Annotated in this window: 9 protein-coding genes; 7 read left to right on the top strand and 2 right to left on the bottom strand. The window is 40.5% G+C overall.

The genetic code is table 11. The features are described 5' to 3' along the window. Positions 1-116 precede the first annotated feature (116 nt). The 6 genes from CZ367_RS12465 to CZ367_RS12490 all read left to right on the top strand — a co-directional run bounded on the left by CZ367_RS12465 (position 117) and on the right by CZ367_RS12490 (position 6,635). Entirely contained in the window at positions 117-1,433 is a 1,317-nt protein-coding gene (locus CZ367_RS12465; protein WP_077197138.1) for a toxin-antitoxin system YwqK family antitoxin, read from the top strand. Positions 1,434-1,606: 173 nt separating this feature from the next. After that, entirely contained in the window at positions 1,607-2,233 is a 627-nt protein-coding gene (locus CZ367_RS12470) for an HAD family hydrolase (RefSeq protein ID WP_077197139.1), read from the top strand. A gap of 123 nt (positions 2,234-2,356) precedes the next feature. Beyond that, positions 2,357-3,340: a Gfo/Idh/MocA family protein gene (locus CZ367_RS12475; RefSeq protein WP_077197140.1), complete on the top strand. Its 984-nt coding sequence runs from the start codon at positions 2,357-2,359 to the stop codon at positions 3,338-3,340. 19 nt (positions 3,341-3,359) lie between these two features. Then, the gene (locus tag CZ367_RS12480; RefSeq protein ID WP_202613133.1) at positions 3,360-4,490 is read left to right on the top strand and encodes a DUF4421 domain-containing protein; all 1,131 of its coding nucleotides are present in this window, start codon (positions 3,360-3,362) and stop codon (positions 4,488-4,490) included. Between the two features lie 7 nt (positions 4,491-4,497). Further along, positions 4,498-5,484, top strand: coding sequence for an N-acetylmuramoyl-L-alanine amidase-like domain-containing protein (locus CZ367_RS12485; protein ID WP_077197141.1), 987 nt, complete (start codon positions 4,498-4,500; stop codon positions 5,482-5,484). 47 nt (positions 5,485-5,531) lie between these two features. Then, entirely contained in the window at positions 5,532-6,635 is a 1,104-nt protein-coding gene (locus tag CZ367_RS12490) for an Mrp/NBP35 family ATP-binding protein (protein ID WP_077197142.1), read from the top strand. 795 nt (positions 6,636-7,430) lie between these two features. Here the strand turns inward: CZ367_RS12490 and CZ367_RS12495 are convergent. Beyond that, a complete protein-coding gene (locus CZ367_RS12495; RefSeq protein ID WP_077197143.1) occupies positions 7,431-8,468 on the bottom strand; it encodes a YeiH family protein in 1,038 nt (345 codons plus the stop codon). 81 nt (positions 8,469-8,549) lie between these two features. Continuing rightward, positions 8,550-9,443: a LysR family transcriptional regulator gene (locus tag CZ367_RS12500; RefSeq protein WP_077197144.1), complete on the bottom strand. Its 894-nt coding sequence runs from the start codon at positions 9,441-9,443 to the stop codon at positions 8,550-8,552. A 1,668-nt stretch (positions 9,444-11,111) separates the two neighbouring features. On the opposite strand from CZ367_RS12500, the gene tnpC reads away from it, so the two are divergent. After that, entirely contained in the window at positions 11,112-12,527 is a 1,416-nt protein-coding gene (gene tnpC, locus CZ367_RS14545) for an IS66 family transposase (protein WP_237581593.1), read from the top strand. Positions 12,528-12,532: the final 5 nt, after the last annotated feature.

Below are 12,532 nucleotides of genomic sequence, written 5' to 3' on the forward strand. Positions count from 1 at the left end.
ACGCTTTCTCATTCCAATCCACCTGTTTATTTTTATGAAAAAACATTCATAATTCCTATTTTTTTTGTATGTTTGCACCATAAAAATAAGATAGCTCATATATTTTAGTAAAACGAATGAAACATATCCGTATCATACTTCTTTTGCTTTGCATATCGCTTGCCGCTCAAGCACAACAACCTTCGGCAGCGAAAAAAGCAAAAAACGTCATTTACTATAATAGCAATTGGCAACGCATAAGCAACAGCAAACAAGCAACTTACTATAGAGTTTTGACGGTAGATAAACGTGGACAGAAAATGTTTTACGACTATTATATCGGCGGACAATTGCGTGCCGAAAAACATTACATCACCCTTAATATGCAAGACGATAAGCTAACCGTACTCACGGGTATAGCACGCACATTCTATAAGTCGGGTAGGGTGGAAAGTATTATGACCTATCGCAACGGAAAAGCCCACGGACGCGCCGTATCGTTCTATCCAGATGGAAGCGTAGGTATGAAAATGAACTATGCCAATGGCGTGTTACACGGCAACTGCTACTCGTATTTAGAAAACGGACGATTAGAATATTCGTCCGTTTGGCAGAATGGCTCAAAGGTAAAAGAACAATGCGGCGGAAGAGATAAAAACATAGATTGGAAAAAAAATATTGATGCCTTTATCACCGAAAATCGCAAGGACGAACCACGAATAATGGCGCAGTCGAAGGCAATAGCAACAGGGAAAAAGGCTATAAATAAACCGCGAAAACAACAGCCTATCAAGCCTTTAGCCACAAATAAAGAAACCGAAAACCAAGAACCTTTAGCAGTAGAACCTACCGAGGTAACAGAAATCCAAGTGGTGGACAACAATAAAAAGGTGCAAAACGTGAAATACCCAACCAATAAGCTCATAAAAGCACCGAAAACACAAGGCAATGCACCGCAAGCAATAACATTTGAATACATTTATACATTGCTTGCAGGAGGACACAACCGCACCAACGATATTTCGTATTTCGACCAAGAAGGCGCACGCCACGGGCTCACGCTGGCACAAGTTATCAAGGGACATGGCTCACAAAAAGAGTTGGCTTACAATTACAATATGCATTATGACGAAGAAACCAACAAAGACGTCGTTACGGGCGAAAATCCACGCCAGTTAGGCTTCTTTGGCGTTGGTGTAGGCAAACGATTTACAACCGAGCAAGTCAACATTTACACGTGGTCTGAAGATGAAATGCTTTCCATTGCCAAAGCTGCCATTGCCAAAGGGTTTGTAGTCTTGGGTGGAGGCGATTATCTGTCGACCGATGGAAATTTTATTCTCGAAGACCCCGAACATAATAAGGCTGGCGACGATATGGCGATAATACTGTCGTTTACCCATTTAGACGATGCGTATGCTGGGCTTTATCACATCAAGGCAACAACAAAATAACAAGTCTAAGTAGCCCATTATTCGCAAACAGTTTACAACAAACAAGGCTTCAGATGGAAGCCTTGTTGTTAATAGATAAATGTTTTATAATGAAGATTATGATAAATAGAGTTTAAGAGTTTATTGTTTTGCTGCCCTTTTGCTAAAAAAGAATAATTTAAACAGACAACCTTATGAAGTACAAACATATAGTTTTCGATGTAGATGGCACATTAGTAGACAACGCAACAGCAGTGTTGAAAACGTGGCAAGATACCATTAAGCAAGTTACGGGCAGAACCTATACAGCTGAAGAGTTAGGATTTGTAATGGGAATAAGTAGCAATAAGGCAATAGAGCAATTAGGACTAACACCTAATAGACACCTATTTAAATTATGGGAAGCTAACTATAAAAAGCATTACAACGAAGTAAAACTTTTTAAAGATATTACGTCTGTTCTGAACCACTTAACGAAAGAAGGATATACCTTAGGTATTGTTACCTCTCGCACGCATTACGAACTATCCGAAGACGAGGTAATGAAAGCTATTCTTCCGTTTTTTGATACCAAAATATGTGTGGAAGATGCGTCACAACCCAAGCCCTCGCCTGCCCCACTTCTTGCTTATATAGCGCAAAGCAATGCGGTGGCAAACGAAATATTGTATATAGGTGATACCTTAAATGATGCAACGTGTGCCAAAGCAGCCAATATCCACTTTGTATGGGCTGCGTGGGGACTATCTATAAAGGAGAATAATCTGTTTGCAGATGATGTTTGCAAGCAACCTATTGAGATTATCCAACTCGTAAGATAAGGCTACAAAATAGGCAAACGAAAGTTAAGAAGCGCAAAGGAAGAACTAAATTCTTAATTTTCACTTGATAATAGATAAGTCTATGTTATATTTTTCGTATATTTGCACAAAAGTAACAAAAAGATGAAGCATATCAGTTGGGGATTTATAGGCTGTGGAGACGTGTCTGAACAAAAGTCTGGTCCTGCTTTCAATAAGGTTGCAGGCTCGCACGTTGAAGCTGTGTTCAGTAGAAGTGTAAAGAAAGCACGCACATACGCTAATGCACATAACATAAAGAAATGGTACACCGATGCTCAATTATTGGTGAACGACCCCGCTGTAAATGCAATCTACATTGCCACACCTCCATCTGTACACGCTACGTATGCCATTATGTCGTTACGTGCTGGAAAGCCTTGTTATATAGAAAAACCACTTGCCGCATCGTACGACGACTGCGTGCGCATCAATCGTGTGGCGGAAGAGACTGGAGTTCCTTGTTTTGTGGCATATTACAGACGCAAGTTGCCTTACTTTAATAAGGTGAAAGAGATTGTAAATAATGGCACTATTGGCAAAGTACTCACAGTACAGGTGCGTTTTGCTGTACCAGCGCACGACCTCGACTATATAGAAGGAGGCAACCAACCTTGGCGACTGCAATCGGATATTACAGGTGGTGGCTACTTCTACGATTTAGCCTCGCATCAGCTCGACTTACTTCAGAGTTTCTTTGGGGTCATTGTTAAAGCACACGGTTATATAGCCAATCGTGCAGGATTGTACGAAATGGAAGATACCGTAAATGCTATTTTCCGCTTTGAGAACGGACTTAACGGCAGTGGAGCTTGGAGTTTTACATCGGACGAAAGTGCACGTTCGGACAGAATAGAAATATTTGGAACAAAAGGACGTGTGTCTTTTTCGGTTTATACCTATGAACCCATACGCCTTTACACTTCAGGAAAAATGGAAGACATAGAGATACCCAATCCTGAACACGTGCAGCTGCCCCTCATCAAAGAAGTAATAGAAGATTTACAAGGATTTGGAAAATGTGATTGCACAAGCCTAAGCGCTACACCTACAAACTGGGTAATGGATCGCATTTTGGGTAGAATTTAAGTTGTCAAAATATCATTGTATGCGCCATCGTATCATTATTGCGTTTGCACTTTTATTTGTATTGCTGAACACAGAGGTGAAAAGTCATACGTGGGCAGTATCTAAAGATACATTGCAACAAACCACGAGTGACACTGCAATATGGGTAAGCAAGCAAATGAAACGGGCAAAAAAAATGGTGCAGGAAATAAATGCTATTGATACCAACTATATAGAACCACAACGATACAATTTTGCCGTAATGCTGCAAAACACTAACAATTATGAAGTGTACAGGCTTAATGGCCGATCAGGACGTAGTATTGTGTTTGCACCAGAGCCAACAATAAAGGTTGGCCCGTACTTTGGTTGGCGATGGGTATTCCTTGGTTATACGTTCGATATAAAACATTTAGGCAAGTCACACCAAGGTAACAATAAGCAAGAATACGACTTGAGTGTGTATTCATCTAAAATTGGCGTTGACTTATATTATCGCAAAACAGGAGCGGGGTATAAGATTAGGAGCATTGACTTAGGGTATAATATAGACACCAAGCCTTTAGAAGGAACTGAATTTGGAGGAGTAACCTCTTCGGTGCGAGGTCTAAACGTGTATTACATATTCAATCATCGGCGTTTTTCTTATCCAGCAGCCTTTAGTCAGAGCACTGTGCAACGTCGTTCGGCAGGTAGTCCGCTTATCGGCATTGGCTATACACGACATACGCTTGATGTAAATTGGGGCGCACTAAGTAGTCTGATAGAAGAAAAATTGAGCACACAAAAAGAAAAGCTCGAAATTGATTCTACACTGGCTAATAGTACCATCAAATACACCGACTATGCAGTAAGTGGAGGCTATGCATACAATTGGGTATTTGCCCATAATTGGCTGTTAGCAGGGTCGTTATCATTAGGGTTAGCATATAAAAAAGCAGCTGGAGACATTGTGGAGGAACATAATATTCTGAAACGTTTTTCGCTTAAAAATATGAACCTTGATGCCACTGCACGGTTTGGCATTGTATGGAATAACACAAAGTGGTATGCAGGATTGAGTGCTATTATGCACACTTACAATTATCATAAGGGTGCGCTAAGTACAAACAACGCATTTGGAAATGTCAATATCTACGCAGGATTGAACTTTGGACGCAAAAAGAAATAAGTAGAGTATGAAATCTATTATATATATATATAGCTGTAGCATAGCAATGGCACTGCTCATTGCGTGTGGGGTAAAAGCCAATAAAAATGTGGGCGAAAAAAAACAGTCTACAACGCTTTCACACGCAATGAATCAAGGAACAGAAAACAAAACCACACATATACCTGATCCAATAAAGATATTACCAACAGAAAAAGCTGAGGTAGAAAAGTTACTAACATCGCTTATTAAACAGCGAAAGCAACTGACAACTGAAGACTTGGTGCTGCGTTTGGCACGTCACTTCATCGGCGTACCTTACATTGCACACACGTTAGACAGAAATAAAGACGAGCAAATGGTGGTAAATCTGCGTGAAATGGATTGTACAACCTATTTGGAAAACGTGGTGGCGCTATCGCTTTGTGTAGACAAAGGCAAAACTACGGCAGACGACTTTATAAGCCAATTGCAACAAATAAGATATAAAGGGGGCAAACTAAGTTATGAAAACAGGCTGCATTACTACCAATGGTGGGTAACAGATAACGAAAAAATGGGATTTGTAAAGGAAATATCAACGCCCAATCCTCCATTCACAGCAACGCAACGCCTAAAAATAAACTATATGAGCGAGAATTTTCAAGCTTATGATATGTTGCGCAATGCTCCTGAAAGGGTAAAAGCTATTAAGGCGCACGAAGATAAGACAAACGGAACGGTGGTGAGATATATTCCTAAAGGTCAACTAAAAAACACCGAACTTCTGCGTAAGGTAGTAAAAGATGGTGATATAATCGCTTTGGTGACCAACAAAAAGAACCTTGATACAACGCATTTGGGCATTGCAGTTTGGCATAAAGATGGGCTACATTTGCTCAATGCGTCAAGTTTGAAGAAGAATGGCAAACAAGTAGTTGAACCTACTGAAACATTGTATCAATATCTTATGGCTCGACCATATAACCCTGGTATTAGAGTGGCACGACTAAAACTTTCGAACATTGGTAACTAATGGCACGGAAGTTGCATATATAGAATTGTAAAAATAAAAAGATTATTATGAAATTATATCCAAAACTAATCACTGACGCATTGGCATTGGTGGTTTATCCTGGCACGAAGAAGAACCTCATCGAAAGCGAAATGCTTGTAGATGATGTGAGAATAGAAGATATGAAGGTAACTTTTACCCTACTCTTCCCACGCGAAACAGACCCATTCTTGAAGTCGACACTGAAAGCTGCTGAAGCACAAATCCATTACTCTGTAAGTAAAGATGTGGAAGTGGTAATCAAAACCGAATTTAAATCAGCACCTCGACCAGAAGTAGGCAAACTTTTGCCACAAGTAAAGAATGTTATTGCCGTAAGTTCGGGCAAAGGTGGCGTAGGAAAAAGTACCGTTTCGGCCAATCTTGCTATTGCTTTGGCTCGTTTGGGCTACAAGGTGGGCTTGCTCGATACCGACGTTTTCGGCCCAAGTATGCCAAAAATGTTTGGCGTGGAAGATGCTCGACCATACGGTGTGGAGAAAGATGGGCGACAACTCATTGAACCTGTGGAGAAATATGGTGTAAAGCTGCTTTCTATAGGTTTCTTTGTCAATCCTGAAACAGCAACCCTTTGGCGTGGAAGTATGGCTTGCAATGCCTTGAAACAACTCATAGCAGATGGCAATTGGGGCGACTTGGATTACTTTATTCTTGACACTCCTCCTGGTACAAGCGATATTCATCTCACCTTGCTTCAAACCTTAGCCATTACAGGCGCTGTTATCGTTAGCACCCCACAAAAGGTAGCATTGGCAGATGCTCGAAAGGGTATTGATATGTATCGCAACGAAAAGGTAGATGTGCCTATTCTTGGATTGGTAGAAAATATGGCTTGGTTTACCCCAGCCGAATTGCCTGAAAACAAATACTATATCTTTGGAAAAGACGGGGCTAAGAATTTAGCTGCCGAAATGGAATGTCCACTATTGGCACAAATACCTATTGTACAGAGCATTTGCGAAAATGGAGACAAGGGCGAACCATCGGCAGTAAACATTGACACCGCTACAGGACAAGCATTTATCAATCTTGCACAATCGGTAGTAACTGTAGTAAACCGCCGAAACAAAGATAAAGCACCTACAAAAATAGTGAAAGTAACAACAAAATAACGGACTTTCAAAGAAGTGTAGGTAACATCAAAGTTGAAAAAAGTGAATTTGCATATATAAAAAAGAGATGTTTCCGCTTTGGAAACATCTCTTTTTTGTATGTAAATTACAATAATCTGCTATAAAAATAAATTGTCCCAACTAATCGTTGGGACAAAAAAGATTGACTGTCTCACGACAACCAATCTTCAAACCTTAATAATCTAATACCATGAAAAACACGTTGCAAAGTTAACGATATAAAGATTTTCCTCCAAATTATTATATTTAAATATTGTTAATAACAAACATATTGTGCTCTTATTCCCTTGATTATATTATCTTTAGTTGGCATTTTTGTTTTTCTTCACACGTCATAATCATCTAAGTATCTGTAGTCTAACATTGAAAAACAGCGGAGATAAAACACTTTTATCTATTGTTCTATTCTTCGGTATCTAATTGTAATATTCTATTTGCTGCTGTACACGCTCTTATTTTCTCATCTTTCTACATTAAACCCCTATCGGTCATTAGCCCGCAAAGGCTTTTTAAAGCGTTTAGCTGTTATGCTTTTCTTCGTCTTTGCACCTTATTTTGCCTCTTTTCGTTTGTTTTTTCAGTTGTTTAGCTCGCTAAACGTCTTCAAAAACAACCAAAAATAGCTCAAAATAAGCTCGCAAATCTCGAAGAAGTCTAACGATCGATTTGGGTTAAAACGGCTTATTATAGTACAATACCGTTGAAAGCCGTATGCAGATAAAGTTTTTACGCATACGGCTTATCATAAATTTATTTAGAAAAAATATATTAGTCTTACATCAGCATTGGAACAACAAAGCGAGCCAAACAATAGCCACCACCAATGAGCCATGCATAGATAATGGCTGCAAGGAGAAAAGGCTTGAAGCCTGCTTTCTTAAATTTTTCGATGCTTGTTTCTGCTCCTAAGGCTGTCATTGCCATTGTGAGACAGAAGGTATCGAGGGTGATAATGCTGTTCACTACTTCTTTAGGCAAAAGGTTAAAGCTATTGAAGCATATAACAAGAAGGAACATAATGGCAAACCAAGGCACTTGTATCTTGGCTTTCTGACCATCGTTTCCTTCGCGATTTGCCACATCTTTTGCCACGAAAAACGCAATAACAAGCAACACTGGTACAAGCATCATTACACGAATCATCTTCACAATGATGGCATTATCGCTAATGGCAGCTCCCATAGCATTGCCTGCTCCCACCACGTGAGCTACTTCGTGAATGGTCGCCCCTGCAAAGATACCCATCTGTTGGGCTGGCAAATCGAAAACGCCAGCACGATACAACACAGGATAAAGGAACATTGAGAGCGTACCAAAGATAACCACTGTTGCCACAGCCACAGCTGTTTTGTAAGGTTTTGGACGAATAGCACCATCTACACCCATTACGGCAGCTGCACCACAAATAGCACTACCACAAGCTGTTAACAAAGCTATACTGCGGTCCATCTTTAAGAGTTTTCCTACAAAAAGTCCCAAAAGAATTGTCACCGTTACAACAATGGCATCAATAATGATAGCAGGCAACCCCACGGCCGTAATGTCTTGGAAAGTCAACTTAAATCCGTAGAGTATGATACCAATACGGAGAATACGTTTAGAGCAAAAAACGATACCTGGAGTCCACGTTTCGGGAAGGTTGTTTCGCAAGCTATTTGCATAAGCCATTCCAAGAATGATGCCCACAATCATTGGCGAAAACGACAACGCTTTTACAAAGTTCATCTCACCAATGTAGAACGAAGCACAAGCAAAAAGTGCCATTAAAAGAATTCCATGGAGCATACTACTCCGCTGTTCTGTTAAATTCATATTCCTAATTTTTATAATATATGCTTTTAAAATGTAGTGCAAAGGTACGCAAAATATATTTATCTTGGTTATACAGAATAGCTATATATTATAACTTTTGGTAATATGCTGACGGAAAAGAGCCTGTACTCCTGTAGCCTCGCCTTGCTTTTCTACAATATTGAGATAACGATTGATAGGCAGTCCCTTGATGTCGATAACCTTAAATTGTCCTGCAAGAATTTCTTTGTTTACCGCTCTCACCGACACAATACCCATCACATCAAAATCCGAAACAAAGTTTTTGATACCTTCCGTTGTGCCAAAATTGAGCAATATATTCAGATCTGACAAGCGCACATCTTGTTCCAAAAGTCGTTGTTCTATAACATCTAACGACCCCGACCCGAACTCGCGCATTACCAAGGGCTGTGTTTTCAGTTCGTCTATCGATATTTCGTCGCACGTAGCTAAGGGGTGACGATTTGAAACAATAGCCACAAGTTCGTCTTTCATAAATTTGGAGTACTTTAACCCTGGCTGCCGAGCAATACCTTCTACCAATCCTATGTCTATTCGCCCAGCCTTCAGATAGTCTTCTATTTCGTTTGAGTTGCCCGACAGCATATCAATATGCACTTCGGGATAAGCCAAGAGAAACGAAGCCAAGATTTCTGGAAGAATATATTGCGAAATAGTGGTGCTCGCCCCTACTCTCAATTCGCCCGATGTTTTATGCTGTAGGCGGTTCATTTCAAAGGTCATTCGCTCATAATCTTTAATTATTTGTTCGGTATGTGTCAATAGCAATTCACCCGATGTTGTGAGCTGTATTTTGTTGCCTAAGCGGTCGAAAAGTCTGGTCGCAAATTCTCGTTCCAATTCGGCAATATGCTTGCTTACTGCAGGTTGACTTATATATAATATGTGAGAAGCCTTCGAAAAACTGAGATTGCGTGCCACGGTGTAAAAGACCTTTAAACGTATATCAATCATAATTAGCAGTGTCGTTAAATCTTATATTCTTTCATTTCAGATACAAATTTAATGAATAATATACAATGCGCAAAGAATTAGAAAAGAATACGTATTTCTAAACCTAAATCTTTTTATTTTACGCCTAAAAGCACAAAAAACAAGTTGTAAAATATCATAAGGCTGGTTCTATAAATTAGCTTTGTTAGATTTTGAGATTTATTTTGCATATATCAAAGGAGCATAGCGGGCTATGTGACTGCAGATATAGGTAAAATAAAGCCAAAATAATCCAAAAGACATCTCATAAGTTTCAAAAAGAATAAAGTAAGCACCTAAACTGGTAATGACCGATTTGGGTTTAATGACTATATGCGGTGGTAATTTATAGAACCAGCCTTAAAAGAATAACCCGTTGACGGAATTATTTTTTAGCTACTATACCAATTGTTACCTTATTCGATAGATAGCGTATTTCTCTTTTATATTTTTCTCTTTTTCCGTTTTACTTCGGATAAGTGTTAAATACAAGGGTCATAATTCTCGTATATGCGTTGAAAAGAAGCGTGATACACAAAAGCGGCATAAATGGGTGTGCAATTGTAAACTGTTGATTGATAATGAGTAAGGAGTAAACAGGAAAAAGTGTGCAAGAATATACTGCTTAGATTACGGAAATATAGAACGAATAAAAGAAGAATATGAACAAGAAAAGTGCTATTAAGTGGTGTTTCAGAAGGTAAAAGTTGAACTTTAGCTTTGCCAAACATCAATGTTGAGGTGGTAAAACATATATGTTTGGCATTGTCAAAGATGAACTTTGGCTTTCTATAATATCAATAAAAGAGATTTAGAATAGATAATAAGAAATATCGGATAATTCTATTTAGGGAATTAAAGTGTTAAATCAACATAACAGCAAAACCCATTGGGAGAATTAAACCCAAATCGCTTTCTATGTTAAAATCCAAATGTTTTGACCATTATTTTCAATTTATGCTGAGATTTTATAATCAGGGGTGAATGTTTGGCGGTTTCTAACCATTGCAGTGACCAAATGCACAAGTTTGTTCTTGACATTGTTCAATGCAACTTGCTTCTTCTTTCNCAGTCGGATGGGTCTGACTTGTCGGACGGGTCTGACTTGTCCGACTTGTCCGACTGGGCTGACTGGGCTAACGACCGATTTGGGTTAAATATATTGCCTCAAGTCACATTGTGGGGTAAGGGGATATTGTAGGCCGCAAGTGGGTGCTTCAAGTTCAAATTATCTGCAAATACAGTAATGAGAGGACGTGTAAACGCAGTAGGACGTTCAAGGGCTTAGTTGCGGATTTGAGGGTTATTGCAGCTTTTTGCAATAATTATGTAACTACTCAGTACCCCTATGGTAAATCCATCAGAGAGTAATCCGAAGTGTTAAAACTAACCGCTCCAAATAGTAAACGAACGGCTGCCCGAGAGGATGGGAAATACCTTTTGATGGTAGCAAAAGTACGCTTATTCGCCTATGTATCAGTGTCTTGTATCTATTTTCGGAGACTCAACATAGTCCCCTACACGCCTTGGGGTAGGCTTTGTTAAAAGTCGCCATATTACATTTAACAATCTGTATCTCAACTGTTTAAGTTTTCTAATACTCTTGCAGGAAATGAATTTACGTAGTATATTTGCAGCGTGAATGAGCAAGTGACAGACAAGGCAGATGTACTCCAGACGATAGAAAACAGATTTGCTTCGTTGGAGAAGAAGGTATCCGACCAGGATACCGAAATAAGCCGTCTCAACCGTCTCGTAAACCAGAAGGATAAAACCATACGGGATCTGAGGCAACGCCTGTCAAAGTATGAGGAACCACCAAAGGACAGTAGCAACAGTAGTATTCCGCCCACCCAAGACTCAATAGGAAACCAGATTGTTCGTCACACTAAGTCGCTCAGGAAGAAGAGCGACAGGAAGACAGGCGGTCAGCCCGGGCATGAGGGGCATTTCCTTGAGACCAATGAAGATCCAGATTTTATTGTCCACCACCATCCTGATGATGTGTGCGAGTGTTGTGGCGAGTCACTCGCTGATGTGGAGGCCGAGGTGATTGGCAAGTCGCAGGTTGTCGACATTCCCTCCATACAACCCACCACTACGGAGCACGTGCTGCTCGGCAAACGCTGCAAATGCGGGCACACGAACAAGTGCAGAGCCTCAAAGAAGTATACCAGCCGCATTTCATACGGCCCTAATCTAAACGCCATAATTGCTTACTTCGGACATTCCCAGTACATCCCCTTTGCAAGGCTGTGCGAGATGTTGCGCGATGTATTCCATCTTCATATCAGCCAGGGAACGGTGCAGAACATACTGACCCGGATGGGAAAGAAATCGGAGAATGCCTATAGGGAAATACGCGACCGTATCGAAGAGGCCGAAGTCGCTGGCGCCGACGAGACTGGGCTGTACGTCGGTGGGGAGCACCATTGGGCATGGGTCTTCCAGAACGACAATCTCACCTATCTCTTCCAGGACAAATCCCGCGGCAAGGCCGCAACGAGGAAGCATTTCCCCAACGACCTTCCTGATGTCACGCTCGTGACGGACAGGCACAGTACCTATTTCAGGCTGAACGTCAAAGGACATCAGGTATGCATTGCGCATCTATTGAGGAACATACAATATCTCACAGACCTGGATAAGAACCAGACATGGTCAACGAGACTTACGGAGTTGTTGCAGGATGCGATTCACCTAAGGAAAAGCAAGACGATGGAGAAAGTCAAAAAGGCTGCAGCCGGTTTCTACGAAAGGCTCGACAGACTGCTTGAAGAAAGCACCAATCACTTACACAAGGACTTCAACGCCTTGAAAAAAGGACTCTACAAATGCCATGACTACATCTTCACCTTCCTCACCGATAAGCGAGTTCCATATGACAACAATGCCAGTGAGAGAGGCGTGAGGAACATAAAAGTCAAGCAGAAAGTAAGTGGTTGCTTCAGAACAGACGCTGGTGCTAACATCTACATGAAACTGCATTCGGTGACTGACACCGCCAAGAAAAACGGCAATTCCAAATTTGACGTACTGCTCGCCCTTGCTAATTTGCAAGGGTAAAGGCA

This window comes from Prevotella ihumii (genome assembly GCF_900155655.1).
Taxonomy (GTDB): Bacteria; Bacteroidota; Bacteroidia; order Bacteroidales; family Bacteroidaceae; genus Prevotella; species Prevotella ihumii.

What these genes read in the sequence shown, in the direction of transcription:
- CZ367_RS12485 (WP_077197141.1), top strand. Translation starts at nt 4,498, where the DNA reads ATGAAATCTATTATATATATATATAGCTGTAGCATAGCAATGGCACTG.
- CZ367_RS12480 (WP_202613133.1), top strand. Translation starts at nt 3,360, where the DNA reads ATGCGCCATCGTATCATTATTGCGTTTGCACTTTTATTTGTATTGCTG.
- CZ367_RS12500 (WP_077197144.1), bottom strand. Translation starts at nt 9,443, where the DNA reads ATGATTGATATACGTTTAAAGGTCTTTTACACCGTGGCACGCAATCTC.
- CZ367_RS12490 (WP_077197142.1), top strand. Translation starts at nt 5,532, where the DNA reads ATGAAATTATATCCAAAACTAATCACTGACGCATTGGCATTGGTGGTT.
- CZ367_RS12465 (WP_077197138.1), top strand. Translation starts at nt 117, where the DNA reads ATGAAACATATCCGTATCATACTTCTTTTGCTTTGCATATCGCTTGCC.
- CZ367_RS12475 (WP_077197140.1), top strand. Translation starts at nt 2,357, where the DNA reads ATGAAGCATATCAGTTGGGGATTTATAGGCTGTGGAGACGTGTCTGAA.
- CZ367_RS12495 (WP_077197143.1), bottom strand. Translation starts at nt 8,468, where the DNA reads ATGAATTTAACAGAACAGCGGAGTAGTATGCTCCATGGAATTCTTTTA.
- CZ367_RS12470 (WP_077197139.1), top strand. Translation starts at nt 1,607, where the DNA reads ATGAAGTACAAACATATAGTTTTCGATGTAGATGGCACATTAGTAGAC.